Source organism: Streptomyces sp. NPDC002133 (assembly GCF_040296405.1).
Classification (GTDB): domain Bacteria; phylum Actinomycetota; class Actinomycetes; order Streptomycetales; family Streptomycetaceae; genus Streptomyces.
Genome location: NZ_JBEOXF010000004.1, coordinates 178,352 through 204,333, shown reverse-complemented (window position 1 = coordinate 204,333; position 25,982 = coordinate 178,352). Strand labels below are relative to the sequence as shown.

General features: G+C 70.9%; 22 protein-coding genes. 9 read left to right on the top strand and 13 right to left on the bottom strand.

Translation table 11 applies throughout. The features are described 5' to 3' along the window. Positions 1-25 precede the first annotated feature (25 nt). Positions 26-1,072, top strand: coding sequence for a methyltransferase (locus tag ABT078_RS07335; protein WP_351224774.1), 1,047 nt, complete (start codon positions 26-28; stop codon positions 1,070-1,072). 103 nt (positions 1,073-1,175) lie between these two features. On the opposite strand, the gene ABT078_RS07330 is transcribed toward ABT078_RS07335, so the two are convergent. The 7 genes from ABT078_RS07330 to ABT078_RS07300 all read right to left on the bottom strand — a co-directional run bounded on the left by ABT078_RS07330 (position 1,176) and on the right by ABT078_RS07300 (position 6,510). After that, positions 1,176-1,502, bottom strand: coding sequence for a TcmI family type II polyketide cyclase (locus tag ABT078_RS07330; RefSeq protein WP_351224772.1), 327 nt, complete (start codon positions 1,500-1,502; stop codon positions 1,176-1,178). Positions 1,503-1,529: 27 nt separating this feature from the next. Further along, positions 1,530-2,009, bottom strand: coding sequence for an SRPBCC family protein (locus ABT078_RS07325; protein WP_351224770.1), 480 nt, complete (start codon positions 2,007-2,009; stop codon positions 1,530-1,532). A 1-nt stretch (position 2,010) separates the two neighbouring features. Continuing rightward, the gene (locus ABT078_RS07320) at positions 2,011-2,277 is read right to left on the bottom strand and encodes an acyl carrier protein (RefSeq protein WP_351224768.1); all 267 of its coding nucleotides are present in this window, start codon (positions 2,275-2,277) and stop codon (positions 2,011-2,013) included. Positions 2,278-2,292: 15 nt separating this feature from the next. Next, positions 2,293-3,543, bottom strand: a complete 1,251-nt coding sequence (locus ABT078_RS07315) for a ketosynthase chain-length factor (protein ID WP_351224766.1) — start codon at positions 3,541-3,543, stop codon at positions 2,293-2,295. Continuing rightward, the gene (locus tag ABT078_RS07310) at positions 3,540-4,808 is read right to left on the bottom strand and encodes a beta-ketoacyl-[acyl-carrier-protein] synthase family protein (RefSeq protein WP_351224764.1); all 1,269 of its coding nucleotides are present in this window, start codon (positions 4,806-4,808) and stop codon (positions 3,540-3,542) included. The genes ABT078_RS07315 and ABT078_RS07310 overlap by 4 nt, the downstream gene beginning before the upstream one ends. Then, a complete protein-coding gene (locus ABT078_RS07305) occupies positions 4,805-5,245 on the bottom strand; it encodes a cupin domain-containing protein (protein WP_351224762.1) in 441 nt (146 codons plus the stop codon). The genes ABT078_RS07310 and ABT078_RS07305 overlap by 4 nt, the downstream gene beginning before the upstream one ends. A gap of 149 nt (positions 5,246-5,394) precedes the next feature. Next, the gene (locus ABT078_RS07300; protein ID WP_351224760.1) at positions 5,395-6,510 is read right to left on the bottom strand and encodes a SchA/CurD-like domain-containing protein; all 1,116 of its coding nucleotides are present in this window, start codon (positions 6,508-6,510) and stop codon (positions 5,395-5,397) included. A gap of 262 nt (positions 6,511-6,772) precedes the next feature. Between ABT078_RS07300 and ABT078_RS07295 the strand changes: the two genes are divergently transcribed. Further along, complete coding sequence (locus ABT078_RS07295; RefSeq protein WP_351224758.1) at positions 6,773-8,416, top strand: FAD-dependent oxidoreductase; 1,644 nt, start codon at positions 6,773-6,775, stop codon at positions 8,414-8,416. 80 nt (positions 8,417-8,496) lie between these two features. Here the strand turns inward: ABT078_RS07295 and ABT078_RS07290 are convergent, their stop codons facing one another. The 5 genes from ABT078_RS07290 to ABT078_RS07270 form a co-directional block, all read right to left on the bottom strand. After that, positions 8,497-9,336, bottom strand: a complete 840-nt coding sequence (locus tag ABT078_RS07290; RefSeq protein WP_351224756.1) for a carbohydrate ABC transporter permease — start codon at positions 9,334-9,336, stop codon at positions 8,497-8,499. After that, the gene (locus ABT078_RS07285; RefSeq protein WP_351224754.1) at positions 9,333-10,709 is read right to left on the bottom strand and encodes a carbohydrate ABC transporter permease; all 1,377 of its coding nucleotides are present in this window, start codon (positions 10,707-10,709) and stop codon (positions 9,333-9,335) included. Before ABT078_RS07285 ends, ABT078_RS07290 begins: the two co-directional genes overlap by 4 nt. Positions 10,710-10,715: 6 nt before the next feature. Continuing rightward, positions 10,716-12,041, bottom strand: coding sequence for an ABC transporter substrate-binding protein (locus tag ABT078_RS07280; protein ID WP_351224753.1), 1,326 nt, complete (start codon positions 12,039-12,041; stop codon positions 10,716-10,718). 95 nt (positions 12,042-12,136) lie between these two features. Next, positions 12,137-13,822, bottom strand: a complete 1,686-nt coding sequence (locus ABT078_RS07275; protein WP_502981171.1) for a glycoside hydrolase family 13 protein — start codon at positions 13,820-13,822, stop codon at positions 12,137-12,139. A 231-nt stretch (positions 13,823-14,053) separates the two neighbouring features. After that, on the bottom strand, positions 14,054-15,340 hold the full coding sequence (locus tag ABT078_RS07270; protein WP_351224751.1) for an ABC transporter substrate-binding protein: 1,287 nt from the start codon (positions 15,338-15,340) through the stop codon (positions 14,054-14,056). A gap of 120 nt (positions 15,341-15,460) precedes the next feature. Here ABT078_RS07270 and ABT078_RS07265 point away from each other — a divergent pair, with 120 nt between their 5' ends. From ABT078_RS07265 to ABT078_RS07255, 3 genes are read left to right on the top strand one after another with little or no spacing between them, the layout of a single operon-like run. Beyond that, complete coding sequence (locus ABT078_RS07265) at positions 15,461-15,976, top strand: PadR family transcriptional regulator (RefSeq protein ID WP_351224749.1); 516 nt, start codon at positions 15,461-15,463, stop codon at positions 15,974-15,976. Further along, complete coding sequence (locus ABT078_RS07260; RefSeq protein ID WP_351224747.1) at positions 15,973-16,743, top strand: ABC transporter ATP-binding protein; 771 nt, start codon at positions 15,973-15,975, stop codon at positions 16,741-16,743. Before ABT078_RS07265 ends, ABT078_RS07260 begins: the two co-directional genes overlap by 4 nt. Before the next feature lie 3 nt (positions 16,744-16,746). Next, the gene (locus tag ABT078_RS07255) at positions 16,747-19,050 is read left to right on the top strand and encodes an FtsX-like permease family protein (RefSeq protein WP_351224745.1); all 2,304 of its coding nucleotides are present in this window, start codon (positions 16,747-16,749) and stop codon (positions 19,048-19,050) included. A 290-nt stretch (positions 19,051-19,340) separates the two neighbouring features. On the opposite strand, the gene ABT078_RS07250 is transcribed toward ABT078_RS07255, so the two are convergent. Continuing rightward, on the bottom strand, positions 19,341-20,144 hold the full coding sequence (locus ABT078_RS07250) for a class E sortase (RefSeq protein ID WP_351224743.1): 804 nt from the start codon (positions 20,142-20,144) through the stop codon (positions 19,341-19,343). Between the two features lie 207 nt (positions 20,145-20,351). Between ABT078_RS07250 and polX the strand changes: the two genes are divergently transcribed. The 4 genes from polX to ABT078_RS07230 all read left to right on the top strand — a co-directional run bounded on the left by polX (position 20,352) and on the right by ABT078_RS07230 (position 25,979). Beyond that, the gene (polX, locus tag ABT078_RS07245) at positions 20,352-22,073 is read left to right on the top strand and encodes a DNA polymerase/3'-5' exonuclease PolX (protein ID WP_351224741.1); all 1,722 of its coding nucleotides are present in this window, start codon (positions 20,352-20,354) and stop codon (positions 22,071-22,073) included. A 140-nt stretch (positions 22,074-22,213) separates the two neighbouring features. Next, complete coding sequence (locus ABT078_RS07240; protein WP_351224739.1) at positions 22,214-24,241, top strand: SpoIIE family protein phosphatase; 2,028 nt, start codon at positions 22,214-22,216, stop codon at positions 24,239-24,241. Between the two features lie 134 nt (positions 24,242-24,375). Further along, on the top strand, positions 24,376-25,125 hold the full coding sequence (locus tag ABT078_RS07235) for an amino acid ABC transporter ATP-binding protein (protein ID WP_351225065.1): 750 nt from the start codon (positions 24,376-24,378) through the stop codon (positions 25,123-25,125). An 11-nt stretch (positions 25,126-25,136) separates the two neighbouring features. Next, positions 25,137-25,979 carry a glutamate ABC transporter substrate-binding protein gene (locus ABT078_RS07230; protein WP_351224737.1) on the top strand — a complete coding sequence of 281 codons (843 nt, stop codon included), beginning with the start codon at positions 25,137-25,139 and terminating at the stop codon, positions 25,977-25,979. Positions 25,980-25,982 lie beyond the last annotated feature (3 nt).

Sequence of the window (25,982 nt, the reverse complement as noted above, 5' to 3'; positions counted from 1 at the left end):
CCCACACCATGAGAAACGAGGCGGTATGACCACCGTAAGCACCACCACTCCGCAGGAGGCGGCCACTCCGCCGTCCATGCGGCTGCGGGAGCTCGTGTTCGGGGCGGCCTGCGCCGCCGCCGTGCGTGCCGCGGCCAGGCTCGGCGTCGCCGACGCGCTCGGGGAAGCCCCGGCCACCGCGGAGGAACTGGCGGCCGCCGTGCGGACCGACCCGCGGGCGCTGCGGCGGATGCTGCGCGCCCTGTCCTGCTACGGGATCTTCGAGGAGCGGGCCGACGGCCGGTTCGCGCACACCGAGATGTCCAGGATGCTGCGCGAGGACGACCCGCAGAGCCTGAAGTACATCTCCCTCTGGTGCACCGAGCCCTGGACCTGGGACGCCTGGCCGCTCCTCGACGAGGCGGTGCGGTCGGGGAAGAGCGTCTTCGACCGGCTGTACGGAAAGGGGTTCTTCCAGTACCTGCACGAGGACGCGCCCGAATCGGCCCATGTCTTCAACCAGGCGATGACCACGTCCAGCATGCAGTCGGCACGTGACGTCGCCGAACTCCTCGACCTCACCGGGGTGTCGACGGTCGCCGACATCGGCGGCGGTCAGGGGCACGTCCTGGCAAGCCTGCTGGAGAAGCACAGCCACATGCGCGGGACCCTGCTCGACCTCCCCCGCGTGGTGGCCAACGCCGACCCCCGGCTGCGCGACGGCGGCTCGCTCGCCGACCGTGTCACGATCGTCCCCGGCGACTGCCGGGAGGCCATCCCCGTCGATGCCGACGTCTACATCATCAAGAACATTCTGGAGTGGGACGACGAGAGCACGCGCAGGACCCTGCGCAACGTCGTCCAGGCGGCCCGGCCGGGATCCAGGGTGGTGGTCATCGAGAACCTCGTCGACGACACCCCGTCGATGAAGTTCACCACCTCGATGGACCTGCTCCTGCTCCTCAACGTCGGTGGCGCGAAGCACACCACGGAGAGCATGGTCGGCCGGATGTCGGAAGCCGGTCTCATCGTCGGCGACGTCCGTCCCGTCAACGCGTATCTGCACGCGTTCGAGAGCATCACCCCCGCCTGACGGGCGGGGTCTTCCCGTCCCCCGTCCCCCGTCCCCCTCGCCGGCTCCGCGTTCCTCGCGCGGGGCCGGCGACTCGTCGTAGGCGGTCACGCCGGGCGACGGATCACGCGCCGCGCTCCCAGCGGTAGAACTCCTGGGCCATCGCGTCCTTCGGGCTCCGCCACGTCTGCGGGTCGTAGGCGCTCACAAACGCGGAGAGCTTGTCGCTGATGTCCCGGAACTCCGGGTGGTCCGCCACCTTGGCGACCGCGGGTCCGGGCGGCCGGTCGGCCTCGATCAGGTGCATGTACACGTCGCCGAACTGGAAGAGCGTACGCCGGGTCACCCCGACGAGGCCCGGTAGTTCGCCCCGGTCGGAGGCCGCGAACACCTTCGCGATGTCCGAGGCCGAGTCCGGTGCCATTCGGGCGACGATCAGAGCCTGGTGCATCAGGGGGAGTCCCTTCGGTCGGTGGGGTCAGTCGGTGGCGGCCGCGACGGTCTCGCGCTCGCGGGCCCGCTGCTCGATCTTGTCCCTGATGAGCTCCATCTGGACGCGGGAGTTCCGGTTGATGTTGTCGGTCATCCAGTCGTCGTCGACCGGGGCGTCCGGCTTCATCGCGAAGTCCTGCGTCCACTTCATCTGGACGCCTTGCGCGGTCTGCCGGTACTCCCAGCGGATGTCCATGTGCTGGAAGGGGCCCGTCTCGACGCGGCGGGCGCGGACCGTGAGCGCCTTGCGGTCGGTCACCCGCTCCGACACCCAGCTCCACACCTTCCCGTTCTCGTCGGGGTGCATGGTCAGGCGGAACGTGGTCGCGTCGTTCGCGCGCTCCAGGATCTCGACGGACGCGTACTCGCTGAACAGCCGGGGCCAGTTCTCGATGTCGTTGGTCATGTCCCAGACGAGATCGAGCGGCGCGTTGACGGTGATCTGGTTTTCGGTGTGCCCTGACACTTCAGGCTCCTGCCATGAGGGAGTTGTTGACGAGGTCGAGGAACTCGCGGGGGGTCTTGCAGCGGTCGGCGTCGGCGGGCAGGGCCCGGCCGTACCGGTTCTCCAGCTCGCCCACGATGCCCAGCAGACCGAGCGAGTCGAGGCCGTACTCGTCGAACCGTGCCTCGGGCCGGCCGCCCATCTCCGCGGGGTCGACGGTGATACCTGCGCCCTTCTTCATCAGAGCGGCCAGCTCTTCGATGGTCAGTTTCGTGATCTGTGTGGTCATGAGAGATCCTCCTTCTCACGAGGGGTTGTCGGCGCCGTGCCGCAGCACGAGCGCCGCGTTCGAGCCCATGAGTCCTCGGCTCAGCACCAAGGCCGTGCGCAGCTCGGCGGGGCGGGCCCTGCCGGTCACCACCTCAAGGTCGTGGCACACGTCGGAGACATTGGGCGTGGGGGGGACGAGGCCGTCCTGCAGGGCGAGCACCGCGGCGGCCGTGTCCAGCACCGGTGCTCCGCAGTACGCCCGGCCCGTACCGGTCTTGGGTGCCGTCACCGGCACACGGGTGCAGTGCGGGCCCAGGGCGTCGGCGATCGCCAGCGCCTCCGCCCGGTCGGCCTCCGGGATGCCGAGAGCGTCGGCGAACACGACGTCGATCTCCTCGGGGGCGCACTCGGCGTCCGCCAGGGCGCCGCGGATCGCGTGGGCCAGTCCCTCGCGGGACTGCTCCCACCGGGAGGCCCCGGTGAACGTCGCGGCGTGGCCCGCCACGAGGGCCCGCACCGGAACGCCACGGCGGCGCGCCGCCGCCTCGTCCTCGACGACCAGCATCGCTCCGCCCTCGGCGGGCACGAAACCGCAGGCCTCCGAGGTGAAGGGCCGGTACGCGAGCTCCGGTTCCTCGACCGTGCTGAGCTCGCGGTAGCCGAGCTGGCAGACCAGCGAGTACGGCGCGAGCGGTGCCTCCGCCGCGCCGATGACGACGGCGTCGGTGCCCCGCCCGATGACCCGGGCGGCGTGCGCGAAGGCGTCCAGACCGCCCGCCTCGTCACTGGCCACGACACCGCAGGGGCCCTTGAACCCGCCACGGATCGAGATCTGCCCGGTGCTCGCCGCGTAGAACCAGGCGATGGACTGGTACGGGCCCACATAGCGTGAGCCCTGACCCCACAGCCGCTGCAGCTCACGCTGCCCGAACTCGCCGCCGCCCGACCCCGCGGCGGTGACCACGCCCACGGCGAAGGGCGAGTCACTGAAGTCGCCGGGGGCGATCCGCGCATCGGCCAGGGCCATGTCGGCGGCGGCCATCGCGAAATGCGTGAACCGGTCGGTCTGGACGAGATAGCGCTCCTCGACCAGTGACTCGGGAGCGAAGCCGCGGACCTCTCCGGCGACACGGACCGGCAGATGCTCGCAGCCCTCTCGGGTGATGTGGTCGAGGACACTGACGCCCTCGCGAGTGGACTTCCAGAAGGCGTCGGTGCCGACCCCGTTGGGGGCGACGACACCGATACCGGTGACGGCTGGACGCCGGTCCTGCCGAGGACTCATCGTGTCCTCCCTCCTGGCCGGGTCAGGACCACGGCGGACTGGAATCCGCCGAAGCCGCTGCCGACCGAGAGCACGTTGCGCAGCTTGCGGGTGCGCGCGGTGCGTGGCACATAGTCGAGATCGCACTCGGGGTCGGGGGTTTCGTAGTTCGCCGTCGGCGGCACGACCTGGTTGGCCATGGCCAGCACGCACGCGACGATCTCTATCGCCCCGATGGCGCCGAGCGAGTGACCCACCATGGACTTGATGGAACTCATCGGCACCTCGTACGCGTGCGGTCCGAGCGACTCCTTGACCGCGGCGGTCTCGTGCCGGTCGTTCTGCTGCGTGCCCGAGCCGTGCGCGTTGACGTAGTCGATGTCCGACCCGTCGACACGGGCGTGGTCGAGTGCGCTGTTGATCGCGCGGGCCATTTCCAGGCCCTCCCGGGTGAGACCGGTCATGTGGTAGGCGTTGCCGAAGGTGGCGTAACCGCCGATCTCGCAGTACACCCGGGCACCGCGGGCACGCGCGTGTTCCAGCTCCTCCAGGACGAGTACGGCTCCGCCCTCGCCCATCACGAATCCGTCCCGGTTCGCGTCGAAGGGGCGGGAGGCGTGAGCCGGGTCGTCGTTGTTCGGGGACGTCGCCTTGATCGCGTCGAAGCAGGCGACCGTGATCGGGGATATCGGAGAGTCCGACGCGCCCGCTATGCAGACGTCCACCCGGCCCTCCTCGATCGCGTGGAAGGCGTAACCGATCGCGTCGAGACCGGACGTGCACCCCGTGGAGACGGTCTGCACCGGTCCGTGGGCGCCGGTCTGTTCGGCCACCTCGGAGGCGAGCGCGCTGGGCGAGAACGCCCGGTGGAGATGCGGCTCCGCCTCGCTGTGGTCCACGTCCCAGCGCCGGCCCGAACTGCTGACCTTCACGTAGTCGTGCTCGAGGCGGGTGGTGCCGCCCACCGCGGTGCCCAGGGACACCCCGATCCGCCACGGGTCCTCGCGCTCCGGGTCGAGCCCCGCGTCGCGCAGGGCCTCCCCGGCGGCGACCATCGCGAACTGGACGTACCGGTCCGCGCGCTGGATCTGCTCGGGTCCGAGGCCGTGGGCTTCCGGATCGAAGTCGCACTCGGCTGCGATGCGGGAGCGGAATCCTGTCGGGTCGAACAGCGTTATGCCGCGCGTCGCGGTACGGCCGTTCGACAGCAGGTCCCAGAACGCCGGTATGCCCACGCCTCCCGGCGCCACTATGCCGACGCCGGTTACGGCTACTTGCCGGGTCATGAAGCCGTCCTTGTCGGTTCCGGCGGCCGGTGCTGTGCGGCGCCTTCCATGGCTGGGGTCTCCTCGGTGTCGACGTGGCCGAGTTCCGGCCGGGGTGCCAGCGGGCCCAGGTGGAAGACCATCCGGGCCTCGATGCTGCCCACGTTCCGGAAGCGGTGCCGTACGTACGGGGGGATGAACAGCCCCTGGTCCGGCCGGATCGGGAACGTCTCGTCGTCCAGGTCCACTTCGAGTGCGCCGCTGACGACGTACACGAACTCCTCGGAGTACGGGTGGTAGTGCTCACCGATGCGGTCGCCGGGCTCCACGATCGCCAGGCCCATGAAGCCGCTCGTGGCGCCCACCGCGGTGGGCGTGAGCATGGCGCGCAGATCGCCTCCGCGCCTGCGATTGGGCTGGGTCTCGCTGAGGTCGACGATGCGATGGGGTGTGGTCATGACTGGTTCCTCCACGTGGCCGTGTGGCGTGGTGCCGGCGTGCGGGCCGGCGGTGCGGTGTGCGCGTGGTGCGGTGTGCTTGTGGTGCGGTGTGCGCGCACCGCACCGCCTGGCGCCGGACGAGCGGTTCGGGGCCCGGAAGTCGCGGTTCAGGGGGCCCGGCGGTCGGTGATCAGACGCATGTCGGCCTTCTTGAGGAAGAGCGCCATGTCCTCCTCCGAGGCCCGCGAGCCCCGGCCGACCGCGTCGTCGTCGAGCAGCCGCGCCAGCATCGCCGCCTTGCGCGGACCGTGCGCGCCGAGTGCCAGCAGCGGGTCGGAGTCGATGGAGCCGCGCACGTCCACCAGCCGTACGACGATGTCGTCACGCTGGAAGACGGTGCTGCTGTCGACGCACGCCGAAGGGTCGTCCGCCGCAGCCTCGTCCTGCTGGGCGAGCAGCCGGGCCAGCGCCATGCCGCAGCCCGGCTTGGCCGGGTACAACAGCGCGTGCCGCTTGACGTCCGGGTGCCCCTCGCCGGCGGTGGCCAGGTGGTGCACCGCCGGAAGCGCCGCCCGGGTGAAGAACACCCGTGCGGAATCGGGGTCGTTGAGGTCCCGGTCCTGCTCCAGGTAAGGGTTGATGGCCTCCTCGACGGCCCGGACCTCGGGCTGCCGGGCCACGTGGCGCAGCGCCGCAAGCAGGTCGCCCTGCACCTCCACGGCGCGTACCACCCGGTTCCCGTGCATGAAGAGCGTGGTGCGGCGCAGCCGCGTGTGCTCGTCGACCTTCGCCTCCGGGGAGGTGTAGCCCGCGAGGATCTCCGCGACGAGCGGCTCGCTGCCGGGCTTGACCGTGAAGGTGAGCGCGTGGCGCACCACACCGTCACCCACTCGGGGGAAGGGCTGCAGGCCACCGCTGACCGGCGCGGCCGCGGTGTGGAGCCTGCCGGTCTCACGCAGAACACTGAAGCGCAGCGACCGGGTGTCCCGTACGCAGTTGTGCAGCGGCCGGACCGTCTCCACATGCTCCTCACTGTTCACCCAGTCGAGGAACGGCGGCGCACTCTCCCATTCGCTGGTGATCAGCCACTGGGAGGGGTTCTCGATCGACTGGCACAGCTGGTCGCTGATGTGCCCGGGGACCGATGCCACCTGGTTGCGCATGTGCTCGTACGCCTCGAGAAAGCGCTGCTGGGCGCCGTCGTGGAGGTCCAGCAGGAGGACGACCCGCAGCCTGGAGCCGTCGAAGGCCGACTGAGATATACGTTCGGACAGCGTAGTCATGTTCCACACATCTCCTTCGAGACAGTGAAGCCGCGCCACTCGTGTGGCACGGAGCCGGCTCTCCGCGGTTCGGAGTGAGAGATCCGACGGATCGGACGGCCTGTCACCGCTGACACGATGGGGCTGTCCGGCTTCGATCTTCGGCCGGTACCACGGGTGGCGCGAGATGTGTGAACCAAGCGGGTGAAGGGGCGATCGAGGCCCTCCCGCAAGGGCATGGAAACTCCATTCCCCTTACCGGCGGATGGAGCTGGAGCTACTGATGGAAGAACACGTCGACGACCGCGTGCCGGTCCTGATCGTGGGCGGATCCCTGGTGGGTCTGTCCACATCGCTGTTCCTGGGTCGCCTCGGCGTCGGGCACATGCTCGTCGAGCGACACGCCGGCACCTCGAGGCACCCCCGCGGACGCGGCAACAACGTGCGGACCATGGAGCTGTTCCGGGTCGCCGGTGCCGAGCCGCTCATCCACGACGCCGCGTCCCTTCTCGCGGGCAACCACGGCATTCTTCAGACGCCGTCGCTCGTGGGCGACGAGGGCGAGTGGCTGCTCAAGGAGATCGACCCCGGCGGCGGGGTGGCCCGGTTCAGCCCGACCGGGTGGTGCGTGTGCAGCCAGAACGACCTGGAGCCGGTGCTGCTGGACTGCGCCCGTAAGAACGGCGGCGACCTGCGGTACTCCACCGAGCTCAAGTCCTTCGAGCAGGACGCCAGGGGCGTCACCGCCGTCATCGAGAGCCGTGACACCGGACAGCGCCGCACGGTGCGCGCGGACTATCTGGTCGCGGCCGACGGACCCCGCAGCCCCATCCGCGAGAAGCTCGGCATCGGGCAGACGGGCCCGGGCGACCTGTTCCACAACGTGAGCATCACGTTCCGCTCGCGCAGGCTCGCGGACGTCGTCGGCGGCCGGCGCTTCATCGTGTGCTACCTCACCGCCCCCGAGGCGGACGGCGCCCTGCTGCCGGTGGACAACGTGGAGAACTGGGTCTTCCACGCGCCGTGGCAGCCCGACCGCGGCGAGACCCTGGAGGACTTCACCGACGAGCGCTGCACCGCCCACATCCGCAAGGCGACCGGCGCCCCCGACATCGACGTCGAGATCACCGGCAAGGCCCCGTGGCACGCCGCCGAGCGGGTCGCCGAACGGTACGCCGACGGCCGGGTCTTCCTCGCGGGCGACTCCGCCCACGAGATGTCGCCGACCGGCGCGTTCGGCTCCAACACCGGTATCCAGGACGCGCACAACCTCGCCTGGAAGCTCGCCCTGGCGCTGGACGGCTCCGCCGGGCCCGGTCTCCTCGGCACGTACGAGGCCGAGCGCAAGCCGGTGGCCCAGGCCACGAGCGCCCGCGCATCGGCCCGCTCGGTGGAGCACAGCCACCCGGGCTACGCCCCCGGCCCGGACATGCCGGGCGGCAGGCAGAGCGGGATGCTCACCGTCGCCATGGGCTACCGCTACCCGCGCGGTGCGGTCCTGGGCGTCGACCCCGAACTCTCCGTGATGCCTCTGCGGATGGAGATCACCGGCGAGCCCGGAAGCCGCGCCCCGCACATGTGGCTGCACCGGCCCGGCAGTGTCCGGCAGGTGTCGACCGTGGACCTGTACGAGCGCACGTTCGTCCTGCTGTGCGGATCCGACGGCGATCAGGCCTGGTACGAGGCCGCGGCACACGTCGCCGACCGGCTGTCAGTCACGTTCCCGGCGTACCGGATCGGCGAGGGACCGGACGCCGATCTCGTCCCCGAGAAGGGCGTCGACTGGGCCGAGCTGCACGGCACGACGGCCGACGGCGCCGTGGTCGTACGCCCGGACGGCTTCGTGGCCTGGCGGTCTGCCGATGCGGTGCCCGATGCCGAGGCCACGCTGCTGGCGGCCATGAGGTCACTGCTGCACCGCTCCTGACCACCGTCGCCACGCCGCCCTGCCGGTGCGCCCGCTCGTGCGGGCGACCGGCAGGGCGGCGTGCTGTCATGGCGCGGCGGCTACTTCACCGAGCCCGCCATCACGCCCTGGACGAAGTGCCGCTGGAAGGCGAAGAAGACCACCACCGGCACGATCAGGGACAGAAAGGCACCCGGCGCCAGGACGTCGATGTTGCTGCCGAACTGCCTGACCTGCGACTGCAGTTCCACCGTGAGCGGCTGGGACGAACTGTCCGCGAACAGCAGGGCCACGAGCATGTCGTTCCACACCCACAGGAACTGGAAGATCGCCAGACTGGCGATCGCCGGCCGCCCCACCGGCAGCACCAGCCGGGTGAAGATCCGCCACTCGCCGCCCCCGTCCATCCGCGCGGCCTCCAGCATTTCGCGCGGGATGTCGGCGAAGTAGTTGCGCAGGAGGAAGATGGCGAACGGCAGTCCGTAGGCGACATGGAAGAGCACCACGCCCGGGATCGTGCCGAACAGCCCCAACTGGCCGAAGAGCTTTGCGACCGGCAGCAGACCGACCTGGACCGGTACCACCAGCAGGGCCACCACCAGCAGGAACAGCCAGTCCCTGGCGGGAAACTCCAGCCAGGCGAAGGCGTATCCGGCGAGTGCCGCGACGACGATGACCAGGGCGGTCGTCGGCACGGAGATCAGCACGGTGTTCCAGAACGCCTGTGTGATCCCGGCATTGCCGAGCAGCGCCGAGTAGTTGTCGAAGGACAGCTGTCCCGGGCTCGTCAGGGTCGTCCACCAGCCGCTGCCGGCGTTGTCCTGCGCCGAGCGCATCGAGGAGAGGAGGAGGCCGGCCAGCGGAGTGATCCACACCAGCCCGATGACCACCAGGAACGCCTGGACCAGGCCATGGCCCAGCCAGCTGCGAAGCCGGTTCATGACTGACTCCTGCGGAATCGGCGGACGTTGAACACCATGGCCGGGATCACCAGCAGCAGAAGCAGCACACCGAGCGCGCTGCCCAGCCCCTGGTTGTTGCCACCGCCGAAGGAGACCAGCCACATCTGGGTGGCCAGCACCGTGGCGTCCTCCTGCACCGGCCCCGGCGCGATGATGTAGACGAGGTCGAAGACCTTCATCACATTGATCACCAGGGTCACGAAGACCACGGTCAGGATGGGCGCGAGCAGCGGCACGGTGATCCTGCGGAACACCTGCCACTCGTTGGCGCCGTCCATCCGCGCCGCCTCCAGCGTGTCGCGCGGCAGCGCGGACAGCCCCGCACCGATCAGCACCATCGCAAAGCCGGTCCAGATCCACAGATAGGCGCCGATGATCGCCGGAGTGACGAGCGCCGGCCCGAGCCAGGAGACGCCCTCGTAGGGCTGGGCGAAGTTCGCCGCGGGCAACCGCACGGTGTACGAGCCGGCGTCCAGGTCCGTGAAGCGGAAGGAGCCGTCGGCGGCGGTCGTCGCGGTGGCGACCGCCTTCCCGTCGCGCACCGCCTCGACCGTCATCCTCGGCAGGCCGCTCTCGGCCTTGTCGGCCTTCCCCTGCTCACCGCCGCCGCCCGGGGTGAAGTCCAGGTAGACGACGCCGAGCAGCTCGCGCGCAGCCGCCTGCCGGGCGGCCGCCGCGTGGGCGGGCCTCGCCTCGGCGGGCAGCTCCTTGGGCGGTACGCCGACGAGCCCGAGGCTGACGCTGCGCCCTCCCGGGGACACCGCATCGGCCGTCGCGTACGACCCGTCCGCGGCCTTCGTCAGGCCCTGACCGTCCCGGGCACGGGCGTTCGGATACGAGGACGTGCCCTCGAAGGCGTCGTGCACACCGACGACGGCCGCGTTCAGCACGCCCTTGTCGGGGTCCTCGTCGTACGCGAGCCGGAAGATGATGCCCGCGGCGAGGAACGACACCGCCATCGGCATGAACAGCAGCAGCTTGAACGCCGTGGCCCAGCGGACCTTCTCCACCAGCACCGCGAGGATCAGACCGAGGCCGGTGAGGAGTGTCGGGGCGACGACCACCCAGATGGCGCTGTTGCGGACGGCCTTGAGCGTGGCCGGGTCGTGGAACATCTCGGTGTAGTTCTCGCCGCCGACGAAGCGGGTGCCGCCGGCGTCGAAGAAGCTCCGGCCGACCGAGAACAGCACCGGGTAGACGACGAGCGCACCGAGCAGCAGGAGCGCCGGCAGGACGAAGGCCACGGCGATGATCCGCAGGCGCCGCTGCGCGCGGCGCCGGGGATCCGCGGCCCCGGAGAGCGGGGGAGGTCCCGCCGCTTTCCGGGCGGAGGAGGTGACAGCGGTGGTCATGACCGATCAGCCCTGGTACGCCTTGGCCGCCGCGGCCTCGAGCTTCGCCGCGGTGGCCGTGGCGTCCGACGGGTCGCGCAGGAAGTCCTGGAGCAGCTTCCACTCGCCCGCGCCCTTGGTGCCGCCGAACGCCGCGGGTGCCTGGTCGGACATGTCGAAGCGGACGGAGTCGCCGGCCTCGATCAGCGACTTGGCCGTCTGCCGGGTGGTGTCGTCGCCGTACGAGGCGAGGTCGAGCGCCTTGTTCGGGGACAGGAAGCCGCCGGCCTCCGCCCAGACGGCGGCCGCCTCGGGAGTCGTGAGGTATTCCAGGAACGCCATGGCGGCCTTCTGGTTCTTGCCGTCCTTGAGGACGACGGCGGCGTCACCGCCGCTGACGACGGGTGCCTTGCCCCCGTCGACCGCGGGGAACGGGAAGAAGGCCGCGTCCTCGCCGATCTTCTTGCCGAACTGGTCCTTCGCGACACCGGCGACGAAGTCGCCCTCGTAGACGAGGCCGGCCTCCGGGTCGGGTCCGAACACCTTCTCGACCGAGCCGGGGAAGTCGGTGCTCAGGGCGCCCTTCTGGCCGCCCGCGATCAGCTCCTTGTCGGCGAACAGCGCGCCGAGGGTCGTGAGCGCCTTGACGACGCTCGGGTCGGTCCACTTGAGCGTGTGCGCGGCGAGCATGTCGTACTTCTCGGGCCCGGCCTGCGAGAGGTAGATGTTCTCGAACCAGTCGGTGAGGGTCCAGCCGTCCTCGCCGGCGACCGCGAAGGCGGGCAGCCCGGAGTCGGAGACGGCCCGCCCGGCGTCGAGCATCTCCGCGTAAGTCTTCGGCGCCTTCACACCCGCCTGGTCGAGGGCGTCGGGGCTGTACCAGACGGTCGACTTGTGGGCGGCCTTGAAGTACAGGCCGTAGAAGGTGCTGTCGACGGTGCCGTACGCCTTCCACACGCTCGCGAAGTTGGTCTCGGCGGCCTTCTCGGCGGTCTTGGAGAGCGGCTTCAGCCAGCCCTGCTCGGCGAACTGCTGGAGGACGCCGACCTGCGGGACCATCACCACGTCGGGGGCGTTGCCGCCCTCGATCTTGCTGCCGACGACCGTGGAGACGTTGTCACCGGTGGAGACGAACTGGGTCTTGGCCCCGGTCTTGGCCGTGAAGGCGTCGAGGACCTTCTGGAAGTTCTTCTGCTCGGCGCCGGACCAGACGCCCGCGACGGTGATGGTCTGGCCGTCGAGCGACTTGTCGCCGCCGCTCGCGGTGGTGACGGGGCCGCCGCCGCAGGCGGTCGCACCGAGGGCGAGGGTCAGGGCCGTGCAGCTCGCGAGCAGGATTCGTCGTGACGTCATCGTTGATGTCCTTCTGGATCAGGGGAAGGGGCGGAAGGGAAGGAGCAGGACTGCGAGGTTGTGGGGTTGCGGGAGTTCGGGGAGCCGTGTCGGGGTCATGGGCCGGTGCGGTCGCTGATCCACCAGGCGGCCGTGGATCCGGGCAGTACGCCGGTGGGGCAGGGCCCGCTGGACAGCAGCGGGGCACCGGAGACCGGGGCGGGCACGGGCGCGGTGCCGAAGTTGACGGCGCAGACGAGCCCGTCGCCCCGGACGAAGGCGAGGACACCGGGCTCGGACTCCAGCCAGCGCAGGGTGCCCTCGCCCAGCTGCGGCAGACCGCGGCGCAGCTGCAGCCCGTCGCGGTACAGGTGCCAGAACGAGCGGGTGTCGGCGAGCGCGCGGTCGGTGGCGTGCTCGGCGAACCAGCCCGGCTGCGGAAGCCACGGTTTGGCACCGTCGGCCCCCGAGGTGAAGCCGAACGGTGACGCGTGGCCCGACCACGGCAGCGGCACCCGGCAGCCGTCGCGGATGCGTGCCCTGCTGCCCGTGCGCCGGAAGATCGGGTCGGTGAGCACCTCGTCCGGCAGGTCCACGACCTCCGGCAGGCCCAGCTCCTCGCCCTGGTAGATGTACGCGGCACCCGGCAGGGCCAGCATCAGCAGCGCCGCCGCCCGCGCCCGTGCCGCGCCGAGTCCGCTGCCCTCGGTGCCGGACTCCCCGTACCGCGTGACGGTCCTTACCTGGTCGTGGTTGTTGAGGACCCAGGTGACCGTGGAGCCCGTGCCCGCGATGTCCTGCATCGCCTCGGCTATCACCTTGCGGAACATGTCGGCGTCCCACGGGGCGCCGAGCAGGTCGAAGAAGAAGGCCTGGTGCAGCTCGTCCGGGCGCACGTACTGGGCGTGTTCGCGTGCCGTCGGCACCGACACCTCACCGACCAGCAGTCGCTCACGGCCGTCCCGCGTCGTGTACTCCTCGCACACCGCCCGCCAGTGGCGCCACACCTCGTGCACCTCGGGCTGGTTCCAGGCGAGCGGGTTGACCGAGTCCCGGGTGCGGGAGTCGGCCTCCGGGTCGGGGGAGTCCGGGAGCTCCGGGTGCTTGAACAGTCCGGCGGCCACGTCGATGCGGAAGCCGTCGACGCCGCGGTCGAGCCAGAAGCGCAGGACATGGTCGAAGTGGCCCGCGGTCTCGGGGTTGCGCCAGTTCAGGTCGGGCTGTTCCGGCGTGAACATGTGCAGGTACCACTGGCCCGGGGTGCCGTCCGGCTCGGTGACCCGGCTCCAGGCAGGGCCGCCGAACATCGCGTGCCAGTTGTTCGGCGGCATGTCACCCCCGGGGCCGCGGCCCTCGGCGAAGTGGAAACGGGCGCGCGCCTCGCTGCCCCGCCCCGTGGCGAGGGCCTCGCGGAACCACGCGTGCTCGCTGGAGCAGTGGTTGGGGACGATGTCGAGGAGCACCTTGATGCCGAGCCTGTGCGCGTCGGCGATCAGCAGACCGAACTCGGCGAGGTCGCCGAAGACCGGGTCCACGTCGCAGTAGTCGGCGACGTCGTAGCCGTGGTCGTGCTGCGGCGAGGGGTAGAAGGGGCTCAGCCAGATTCCGTCGACGCCGAGCTTCTTGAGGTACGGGAGCCCGGCCCGGACCCCGGCGAGATCGCCGATCCCGTCCCCGGTGCTGTCCAGGAAGCTGCGGACGTACACCTGATAGATCACCGCTTCGCGCCACCAGTGGTGGTCCGCGCGGAGAGCCGCGCTGCGGCAGGAGGGGCCGTCGCCGGCCGGAGCTGTGAGCGTCACCCGTTGACCTGTTTCTGCATGAAGGGGTGTCCGCGGCCGAGATGCTGGGCCAGCGGTTATGCATGCATGTTAGGTAGGTATGACAAGAAGGTGTCAACGGTCATGCGCAAACCAGAGGGAAGTTGGGGGCTATTGCCCGTATTTTCTGGTCCTCAACGCCCTTCGAAGCGGCCGTGGAGATACCTAACAAGTAGGTAGGGGGTACGCTCCGAGGAGGCGGCGCTGCCGGGCTCAGCCGCGGCGCGACGCGACGGCGACCAGTTCCCTGGTCAGCCTGCGCACGGCGGTGTCGGGCTCCTGGTGCTGCGCCATCGCGTCGTGCACGACCGCCTGAACCGCCAGGCTCACCTGCTCGTAGCGCGCGCTCTTCGGGCGCGGCGCGGCCGTCAGCACGCTCTCGCGCAGCGTCGGCAGATACGGATAGTCCCGCACGAGTTCGGGATCCTGGTACACCCCCGCCCGCACGGGTGGCAGCGCGCCCTCCGTGAGCACCTTCCGCTGCACGGGGTCGCTGGTGAGGTAGGCGATCAGGTCGCCCGCCGACTCCGGGTGCCGCGCGCCCGCGCTGACCGCGAGATTCGATCCGCCGAGGACGCTCGTGCCCGGCCCCTCGGGTCCCGGCAGCGGCACCGCGCCGAACTTCCCCGCGACCTCGGAGTCCTTGCCGGAAGCGCCGGCGTACGCGTAGGGCCAGTTGCGCAGGAAGAGCAGCCGGCCGTCCTGGAAGGCCTGCCGGGACTCCTCCTCCTTGTACGTCAGCGCTTCCTCGGGGATCCAGCCGTCCCGCACCCCGCGGGCGAGGAAACCGATCCCGGTGCGGGCCGCGGCCGGATCCAGGGTGACCCGCCCGTCGTCGCCGAGGATCGTGCCGCCCGCCGAGTAGACCGCCTCGGTGGCGTTGACGGTGAGGCCCTCGTACGGGAGGAACTGGCCCGCGTAGCCGCCGATGCCGTAGGCGGGGGCGATGGTCCTCGCCTGGCGCTCGAGCTGCGCCCAGGTGCGCGGCGGCTGTTCGCCCTCCCGGTCGAGGATGTCCTTGCGGTAGTAGAGCATTCCGGCATTCGTGACATACGGGACGGCGTACAGCTTTCCGTCGTACGTTGCCGTGTCCACGACCGGAGGCAGCAGGCCGTCGAGGTCGAACCGGCGTGACTCCAACGGGGCTATCCAGCCCGCGGCGGCGAACTCCGAGGTCCACGCGACGTCGATGTTCAGGATGTCGAACCGGCCGCCGCCCGACCGCAGTTCGGTGGTCATCTGGGCGCGGGTCTCGTCGGCCGAGTCCGGCAGTTCGACAAGGGTGACCTTCTCGCCGGGGTGGCTGCGGTTCCAGCCTTCCAGCAGCGGGCCGAGATAGCCGGTGAGATCACCCGCCGTCGCCAGCGTCATCGGGCCGCGCCCGCTGTCGTGCGCCGCCCCGGGCGGCCGGTCGCCCGCCTGCGCGCCCGAGGAGACGTACCCGCTCAGGACGACGGCGGCGACCAGGAGACCCCTACCCGCGGCACGTATCCACCGCATAGGTTCCTCCCAGTACATCGGCGCCGGGCATCCTTGTCCGACGTCAGGGGCATGTATACCCGTTAGGCATGGGCGATACTAGGCCCCTATCGGATTTCGGGCAGATGAGGAGGAGAGCGCGTGCGCCTGCCTCTCCTGGCCCTCCTGTCCAGGGGCCCGGCCCATGGCTATGAACTCAAGCAGGACCTTGAGCAACTGCTGGGTGCCGCGTACCCTCAGCCGAACGTCGGCCAGATCTACGTCACGCTCGGCCGGCTGGAGAAGTCGGGGCTGATCGAGGGCGAGGAGGTCGCCCAGTCCAGCAGGCCCAACAAGAAGATCTATCGACTCACCAGCGCGGGGACGGAAGCGCTGCGTGCCTGGTTCGAGGAGACGGCGGACGAGCCGCGGGTGCGCGACGAGTTCTTCATGAAGCTCGCGCTCGCACCGCAGACCGGTCTCGCCGACCAGATCGCCCTCATCAACAAACAGCGACGCGAGTACCTCAACACCATGCGCAATCTGTCCAAGCTGTCCGCGACCGAGGCCCGGGAGAACCGCATCGCCCACCTGCTGATCGAGGGAGCCATGCTGCATCTGCAGGCCGATCTCGACTGGCTGGAGCGCTGCCAGGAGGAGCTGGAGGGGTCGGAATGAGCCAGCCCGCCGACCACGCCGACTCCGGCCCCGTTCCGCTGCTGCGGGCCGAGGGCCTCGTCAAGACCCACCAGGGCGAGGGCGCGCCGGCCCACGCCGTGCGCGGGGTGGATCTGTCCGTACGGCACGGCGAGTTCGTGGCCGTCAGCGGCCCTTCGGGTGCCGGGAAGTCCACCCTGCTGCATCTGCTCGGCGGGCTGCAGCGCCCGGACAGCGGCAGCATCTGGCTGGACGGGGAGTGCACCGACGCGTACAGCGAGGCGCGCTGGGCGATGGAGCGCCGGCGCCGGATCGGCATCGTCTTCCAGTTCTTCAACCTCGTGTCCAACCTGACGGTCGCCGACAACGTCGAGCTGCCCGCGCTCCTCGCCGGCACGGGCCCCAAACAGGCCCGCGCCGAGCGGGAGAAGCTGCTGGCCGAGCTGGGCCTGGAGGGCAAGGCGCGCAGCATGCCGGGCGAGCTGTCCGGAGGGGAGCAGCAGCGCGTCGCGCTGGCGCGGGCGCTGGTCAACCATCCGCGGCTGCTGCTGGCCGACGAACCCGCGGGCAGCCTCGACAGCAAGGGCACGCGCGAGGTGATGAGGCTGCTGTCCCGCTTCCACCAGCGCGGGCAGACCATCCTGCTCGTCACCCATGACGCACGGCTCGCCAGTGCCGCCGACCGCGTCATCAGCTTCTTCGACGGGCGCATAGCCGACGACGCCGAGCTGGGCGGCACGCCGGCCCGGGGCATCGGTCTGGCCGGCGTCCTCGAGCTGAAGGACTGACCCGTGCGGGCCACCCTGCGCTGGGCGCACGCCGATCTGCGCACGCACCGAGGTGAAGCGCTGTTCCTCGTCTCCGCCACCGCCGGGATCGTCGCCGCGCTGCTTCTGGCCGCCGCGCTGTTCGGTTACGCGACCAACCCCTGGCAGCGCGTCTTCGCCCAGTCCCACGGCGCGCATGTCTGGATCCGTACCGGACCGGCCGCCGACCTGGGCGGGCTCGCGGCCCTGGACGGTGTCAGAGCCGTGTCGGGGCCGTACCGCACCTCCACCGCCACCGTGGAGTCGCGCGGTGCACGGGCCACCGCGGAACTGCGGGGCGCGGGTCAGGAGCCGCCGACGACCGGCCGCCCGCTGCTCACGTCCGGCCGGTGGCTCGGTCCCGGAACCCCCGACGGCGTCGTCCTGGAGAGCAGTCTCGCCCGAGCGCTGGTCGCCGGGCCCGGCGACAGCCTCACCCTGCCCGGCACCGGCCGCACCTTCACCGTCCTCGGCATCGCGGACAGCGCCGAGCCCCGCTACCGCCCCGGCGAACGCCCCGGCACCGTCTGGGCCCTGCCTTCCGCCGTGCAGGCGGTGCAGGGCACCGTCGACCGCCCGGGGCAGGTCGTCGGGCTGCTCCTCGCCGACCCCGACGACACCGACTACGCCGTGCAGCGCGCCGTCACCCGGCTCGGCGCCGGGGCCGTCACCGACGTGTCCAACTGGCAGGAGGCGCGCGCCGAGGCCCAGGGCGACACCCGACTGCTCGGCCAGGTGCTGGGACTCTTCGGACTCGGTGCGCTGCTCGCCGCGGCGCTGGCCGTGTACGGCGCGATCAGCACCCGGGTCCGGGGCCATCTGCGGGACATCTCCGTGCTGAAGGCCATCGGCTTCACCCCGGGCCAGGTCGTACGGGTCTTCCTCGTCCAGCACCTCGCGTTCGCCGCGCTCGGCGCGCTCGTCGCCACGACGCTCATCGAGACGCTCGGCAGCCGTGTGCCCGGCCGGCTCGGCGAGGCCGTCGGCGTATGGCAGGAACTGCCCGCGTACACCGCCGCACTGCTCGCCGTGCCGGTCGCCGCGGTGCTGTTCATCGGCGCCACGACCTGTCTCGCCGCGTGGCGGGCGGGCCGGGTGCCGCCCGTACCGGTGCTGCCGGCCGCGCCCGGCGCGGGCGGACCGCTGAGCGGCCCGGCCCGCCGCGCCCTGGGGCTACGGGTGCCGCCTGCGCTCGTCCTCGGCTTCCACCGGGCGTTCGCGCGCGGTCCCCAGGGCCCGGCCACGGTCGCCCGGCTGGCCCTGCCGCTCCTGCTGATCACCGTGGCCCTCAGCGCCTGGACGACCATCGGCCGCTTCGACAGCAGGCCCGAGGAGCTCGGCCTCGCAGCCGCCCTCACCGCGCGGGCCGACGCAAGCCTGGGCCCACGCGAGGCGCAGGCCCTCCTCGAAGCCGACGACCGTGTGGCCGCCGCCCACCCGGGCGTGGAGGTCGCGGCCCTCGTCCCCGGCCAGACCGGGACCCTCGCGCTGCGCGGACTCGGCACCCGGCAGCAGCCCTATCCGTACACGGTCGTCGAGGGCCGGACCCCCCACGGGCCGGACGAGGCGGTGGCGGGCCAGGGCCTGCTGGACCTGCTCGGCGTACGCGTCGGCGACTGGGTCCGGATGACGGTCGGCGGGCACCCGCAGGTCCTGCACATCGTCGGCCGCAGCATCGAGCCCGAGAACGGCGGCAGGACCGTCTCCACCTCGCTCGACACCCTGCGCGAGAACGACCCGGCGCTGCGCGCGACGCTCTACCGGGTCCAGCTGCGCCCGGGAGCCGATCCCGGCGAGGTGCGCACGGCGCTCGCGGAGGCCTCACGTGGACGACTGGACATCCACGAGGTCACCAGCCCGGCGGACCGGCTCTCGCCGATGCGCGGGGTCGTGGTCGGGCTGATCGCCGTGCTGGCCCTGATCGGCCTCATCGAACTGTCGACGGCGATCGGCGGGACCGTACGCGAAGGCGAGCGCGACCTGCTGGCGCTGAAGGCGATCGGGCTGTCCCCGCGCCAGATCACGGCGGTCACGGTGACGGCCGTCGGCTGCACCGCGCTGGCCGCCGCCGCGGTCGGCGCGGCGCTGGGGGTGCCCTTCGCGCACTGGCTGATCGACGCCGAGGGCCGCTCCAGCGGCATCGGCGCCGGTATCGCCCGTGCGCCGTCCCCGGGGCTCCTGCTGGCGGTGGCGGCGGCGGCCGTGCTGGGGGCGGTCGCGCTCTCGGTGCTGCCCGCGGCGCGTGCCGCCCGGCGCAGGCTGGTGGACACGCTGGCCGCGGCCGCCTGACGGCGGCCGGCCGCCGGCGACGCTCTGCCACTCGGACTCGGCCGCCGCCGTCGAGCGCGTTCTCCGGTGTGGCCGCGGCGCTCCCGGGCGATGGCGGCCCCGGCCGTCCCCGTCCCGCGCGCAAGGCGCCGGGTATCGACGAAGTCGTGGACGGTGCCCGGAGCGTTGCTCCGTCACCGGTACGCGGCGCCGACGGAGCCGTTCACGCCTTGCTCTCGTCCGGGGCGGACCGGAGAGCTGTTGCCGGGGCGGCGCGCCGACGCTGGGACCTCGGCGCGCGCCTCTTCGTTCTACGGAGCGGTGCCGGTGCTCGCCGAGTCCCGCATCGCGGTGAGCACACCGACCCGGTCGATGCGGTGCTCGGGGTTGCCCCTGTCGTCGCGCCAGTAGTTCCCGGCCGCGTTGTCCTCCGGTGTGGCGCAGGTCGAGAGTGTGATCATCCCCTTGGTGGGCTGCTTGCCCGGGGAGCCTGGGACCGCCGCACGCTGCTCGGCGGGCGAGCGCTCGGAGCGGAAGGAGGTCCTGCGATTCTCGGTGACCGTGTACTCGTAGATCGTGCCGCGGTGGGCGACCAGGACCTTGTCGCCGACGCCGACGGACGGGAGCTCGCGCAGGGGCCCGCCGGCGGAGAGGCGGTGGGCCGTGACCAGGTAGTTCCCGACCTCGCCAGGGCCGACGCCGCCGTGCTCTCCGTACGGACTGGCGGCCGCGCCGCCGTTCTGGATCCGCGTGCCCGGCAGATCGTCGGTCGTCCCCTCGTACGGGACCACGCGCAGGCCCTCGATGCCGATCGAAGGGATGGAGAGCGACGCCGGCTCCGTCCGGGTGCCGGTCTCGCTGGGAGCGGGGGGCGTGGTGGGCGTCGAGGGCGGCGTCGGCGTGGTGGTCGGCGCGGCCGGGGGCGGAGCCGCGGGTATCGCCGTCGTCACGCCCGCCCGTGGTGCCGCCGTGCCCACGGCGGCCGCCTTGTCGGCCGCACCGGCACCGCTCCCGGTGGAGCAGCCGACGAGCACGGCGACGACGGCACCGGCGAGCGCGGCGGTGGCGGTCCCCCCACGCCGCAGGGCGAAGGGGGAGGTTCGCGAACGGGACATGCATCTCCGCAGGGGGCCAGGGCGCTGCTCGTCGACGACGGACGCCTTCGCAACCAAGAATGCCACGGCTCGATCAGGTGCTCCCGACCCATGAAGTCGGCCCCCTGACCTGCGGCTTCTCAGGGCTGCCCGTACCCGAGGTACCTCGTGGGATGTCGTGTACGCACCAGCCGGGCGCGCCGCCGGACACCGTGTGACGCTGGAGTCATGCCCAGGGCCAACGAAGAGATCGAGGCGCTCCTCCAGGAGTACGCCGACCTCATCGCGATCACCGGCGGCGACGCCTTCCGGGCCCGGTCCTACGAGAAGGCCGCCCGCGCCATCGGCGGCTACCACGCCGACGTATCGAAACTCGACGCCAAGGGGCTCCAGGAGATCCCCAACGTCGGGAAGTCCATCGCAGACAAGGTCGTCGAGTACCTGACGACCGGTCAGATCTCTGCCGTCGAGGACCGCAGGCGGTCAGTCCCGTCCGGCGTCCGCGAGCTGATGACGATCCCCATGCTCGGACCGAAGAAGGCCATGCTGCTCTACCAGGAGCTGGAGATCTCCTCCGTGGACCAGCTCCTCGACGCCATCCACGAGGAGAGGCTGCGCGATCTGAAGGGGTTCGGTGAGAAGACCGAGGCGAACCTCCTCCACGGCATCGCCCTCATGCAGAAGGCCGGCAACCGCATCCTCCTCAACGCGGCGATGGACTCCGCCGAGCAGATCATCGCCGAGCTGTCCCGGATCGAGGGCTGCGAAGGGTGCACGTACGCCGGGTCGCTGCGACGCATGCGCGAGACCATCGGGGACATCGACATCCTGGTCGCCGCGGAGAAGTCGGCGCCCTTCATGGAGGCGCTCGGGAGCCTCTCGTACACGGCCGAAGTCATCGCGCACGGCGAGAAGAAGACCTCCATCCGCACCACCCGGGGCCTCCAGGTCGATCTGCGGGTCCTGCCGCCCGACTCCTGGGGCGCGGGGCTTCAGTACTTCACCGGCTCCAAGGACCACAACATCCGCACCCGCGAGATCGCGGTCCGGCACAAGCTCAAACTGTCCGAGTACGGGCTCTTCGACGCCAAGAGCGGCAAGAAGATCACGTCCAGGACCGAGGAGGAGATCTACGACCGCCTCGGGCTGCCGTGGATCCCGCCGACCCTGCGCGAGGACCGCGGTGAGATCGCCGCCGGGCTGCGCGGCGAACTCCCGGACCTGGTCACCGAGAAGGACATCCGAGGCGACCTGCACACCCACACCGACCTCACCGACGGCCTCGCCCCGCTGGAGGACATGATCGCCGCGGCCGCCGAGCGCGGGTACGCCTACTACGCGGTCACCGACCACGCACCCGATCTCGCCATGCAGCGCATGACCAAGGAGAAGATGCTCGCGCAGCGCGAACGCGTCCGCGCGCTCGACCGGAAGCACCGGGGGATGCGGCTGCTGCACGGCACGGAGCTCAACATCGGGCCGGAGGGCGACGTGGACTGGTCCGACGACTTCCTCGCGGACTTCGACATCTGCGTCGCCTCGATCCATTCGCACTTCAACCAGAGCCGGCAGCAGCTCACCCGCCGCCTCGTCCGCGCCTGCGAGAACCCGTACGTCGCGATCATCGGCCACCCCACCACCCGCCGCATCGGCAAGCGCCCCGGCATCGACGCCGACTTCGACGCGGTCTTCGAGGCCTGTGCCAGAACCGGCACCGCTCTGGAGATCAACGCGCATCCCGAGCGGCTCGACCTCTGCGACGAGGACATCCTGCGCGCGAAGCGGTACGGGGTGAAGTTCGCCGTGAACTCGGACTCCCACTCCGTCACCCACCTGCCCTACATGCGCTACGGAGTGGCCACGGCGCAGCGAGGCTGGCTGACCGAGGACGACATCATCAACACCTGGACCCTGGCGAAGCTGCGGCGGTTCCTGCGCCCGAACGCCTGACCTCGCGACCCCGTGCGCGGCACTCGCAGGAGATGCGGGACGCATCACGCTGCGGGTCAATGGAGGGCGAGGTGTGCGCCGGACACCGCACGACAGGGGTGTGCGCACGGCGCCGTACGACAGAGGAGGTCCCGCACGGGATGGACCCCGAATACGGTGCGGCCCTGCTGCACGCACTGTTCACCAACTCCCGGGTCGGGCTGCACGTGCTGGATCCGGAGCTGCGGATCGTGCGGTTCAGCGCTGCCGCGCCCGGCTCGCAGGGCGTGGACCCCCGCGATGTCCTGGGCCGTACCTGGAGGGACCTGGGATTCGGCGCGGGCGATGTGGAACGCATGCTCCGAGAGGTGCTGGACACCGGCCGGCCCGTCGACGACTTCCGGTACCGAGGGCGCCTGCCGAACCGTGACGGGGAATGGACGCTGTCCATCTCCGCGTTCCGCTTCGACAACGCCGAAGGCCGCCCCCTCGGCGTCGCCGTCATGGTGGTCGACGTCACCGAGCGGGACCGCGCCGAGCGACGCCTGGAGGCGGTCTACCGGGCCGGTGAGACCATCGGCACCACGCTGGACGTCTTCCGTACGGCACAGGAACTCGCCGACGCCGCCACGCGCGGGCTCGCCGATGTGGCGGTGGTCGACATCCTGGACGCCGTACTGCACGGCGAGGCACCCGCCCCCGGGCCGCCGCTCGACCAGGTCACCGTGCGCCGGGCGGGGTTCCGGGTCTCCGCCGCGGTCGCGGTGCCGGGCCTGTACGAGATCGGGGATGTCAACGTGCTGCGCTTCGGCACCCCCTACGCCCAGGCCCTGTCCGATCTGCGGCCCCGGCTCCTTCGCCATCTCGACGTCGATGACGCATGGCTGGTCCGGGACCCGGCCAGGGCCGAGCTGCTGCGGGAAGCGGGCGCGCACTCGCTCTTGGCCATCCCGCTGACCGCCCGCGGTGTTCTGCTCGGCATGACGGCCTTCTACCGCACGCGAGGCTCCCCGTCCTTCGACGACGACGATCTCCTGCTCGCCCGCGACGTCGTCACGCGGGCCGCGGTCTGCGTCGACAACGCCCGCCAGTACACGCGGGAGCACACCCTCGCCCGCCTCACCCAGCGGGCACTCGTGCCGTCCCGGCTGCCCGTGCACACCGCGGTGGAGACCGCGTACACCTATATGCCGGTGGCCTCCAGCGGCGTCTGGTACGACGTCCTTCCGCTGTCCGGAGCGCGTGTCGCGCTCGTGGCGGGCGAGGTGTCAGGACACGGCATGCGCACCGTGACGACCATGGGCCGGCTGCGCACGGCCGTCAGCGCCTTCGCCGCCATGGAGCTGCAGCCCGACGAACTCCTCGAACGGCTCCACGACGTGACCGGCGACCTCGCACAGGAGTACCCGACGGACGACCCCGGCCAGCCACTGCTGACCGCGACGTGCCTCTACATCGTCTACAACCCGGCCACCCACAGGTGTGTCGTCGCCCGGGCCGGCCACCCGCCACCCGTATTCGCCCTGCCCGACGGCACGGTCGGGTTCGTCGACTGCCCGCAGGGACCGGTCCTCGGGCGGGGCCTGCCCTCGTACACGAACACCGAGCTGGAGCTGTACGAGGGCAGCATCCTCACCCTCCAGAACGCGGGACTCCTCCACGGCCGCGCCGACGGCCGGCTCGATCTCTACCGCGAGGTGCTGGGCGCCCCCACCGGCGGCGTGCGGGAGCTGTGCGACGCCCTGGTGACCGCGATGCTCACCGAGCGCCCCGACGACGACGTCCTGCTGCTTCTGGCACGCACCCGCGTACTCGGCGAGGACCGGCTCGGTTCCTGGACGCTGCCGAACGAGCCGGCGAGCGCCGCCGTGGCCCGCCGGCTGGTCGGCGGCAGACTGGCGGACTGGGATCTGCGGGATCTCGCCTTCAGCACCGAACTCATCGCCAGTGAACTGGTCACCAACGCCGTCCGCTACTCCTCTGGTCCCGTCGGGCTTCGGCTGATCCGCGACACGACCCTGACCTGCGAGGTCTCCGACACCAGCAGCGCCGCCCCCCATCTGCGCCATGCCGAGGACGACGACGAGGGCGGCCGGGGGCTTGACCTCGTGGCCCACTTCACCCAGCACTGGGGCACCCGCCGCAGCGCGAGCGGCAAGACCATCTGGACGCAGCAGCCGCTTCCCTGAGCGCCCTGCCCCGGCGACACCGCAGTGTGGCCCGCCTCGCGACCGCGGGCCGGCAGGGCTCCGGCGTGCGGCCGACCCGGCGAGGACGGAGCATGAAGCCGAGGAGCGGAGCGACAGTGACGTACAACCCTGCGATGGCGGGCACGGACGGTGCCCTGGTCGTGCTGCACAAGGTCAACAAGCACTTCGGCGCGCTGCATGTGCTCCAGGACATCGACCTGCGGATCGACCGCGGTGAGGTCGTCGTCGTGATCGGTCCCTCCGGCGGCGGCAAGTCCACGCTGTGCCGTGCCATCAACCGGCTGGAGACCATCGACTCCGGTGAGATCTTCATCGACGGAAAGCCGCTGCCCGCCGAGGGCAAGGAGCTGGCCCGGCTGCGGGCGGACGTCGGCATGGTCTTCCAGTCCTTCAATCTCTTCGCGCACAAGACCGTGCTGCAGAACGTGACGCTCGGCCAGATCAAGGTCCGCAGAACGGAGAAGAAGGCCGCGGAGGAGCGGGCCCGCTCCCTGCTCGACCGGGTGGGTGTCGCCTCCCAGGCCGCCAAGTACCCTGCCCAGCTCTCCGGCGGCCAGCAACAGCGCGTCGCCATCGCGAGAGCGCTGGCGATGGATCCGAAGATCATGCTCTTCGACGAGCCCACGTCGGCGCTCGACCCCGAGATGATCAACGAGGTGCTGGAGGTCATGCAGCAGCTCGCCCGCGACGGCATGACCATGGTCGTCGTCACGCACGAGATGGGCTTCGCCCGTTCGGCCGCCAACCGCGTGGTCTTCATGGCGGACGGCCGGATCGTGGAGGAGACGACGCCCGACGCATTCTTCACCAACCCCCGCAGCGACCGTGCCAAGGACTTCCTGTCGAAGATCCTTCACCACTGAGGATGATCACCATGAAGCTTCAGAAGGCCACCGCGGCGGCCGCCGTCGCGCTCGCGCTGTCCCTGACCGCCGTGGGCTGCGGATCGGACGGGGGCGGCGACACCGGCGCGGACAGCGACGGGAAGAAGATCACCATCGGCATCAAGTACGACCAGCCGGGCATCGGCCTGAAGACCCCGGACGGCAACTTCACCGGCTTCGACGTCGACGTCGCGACCTATGTGGCCAGGCAACTCGGCTACGACCCGGCCGACATCGTGTGGAAGGAGGCCAAGAGCGCCGACCGCGAGACGCTGCTCCAGCGCGGCGACGTCGACTTCATCGTCGCCTCGTACTCCATCAACGACGAGCGGAAGAAGAAGGTCGACTTCGCGGGACCGTACCTCCTGGCGCACCAGGACGTCCTGGTGCGGGCGGACGACGACTCCATCACCAAGCCCTCCGACCTGAACAACAAGAAGCTCTGCTCGGTCACCGGATCCACATCGGCGCAGAACGTCAAGACGAAACTCGCGCCCCAGGCCCAGCTCCAGGAGTACGGCGGCTACTCGGAGTGCCTGACCGGCCTCGAGAACAAGGTCATCGACGCCATGACCACCGACGACTCGATCCTCGCCGGTTACGCGGCGCAGGACCAGTTCAAGGGCAAGTTCAAACTGGGCGGCTTCAAGCTGAGCAACGAGAACTACGGCATCGGTGTGCGCAAGGGCGACACCGAACTCAAGAACAAGATCGACGCGGCCCTGGAGAAGATGGTCGCCGACGGCTCCTGGCAGAAGGCCGTGGAGGCCAACTTCGGTCCGGCCGGCTACAAGAACGAGCCCCCGCCGGAAATCGGCGTCGTCGTCAACTGAGCC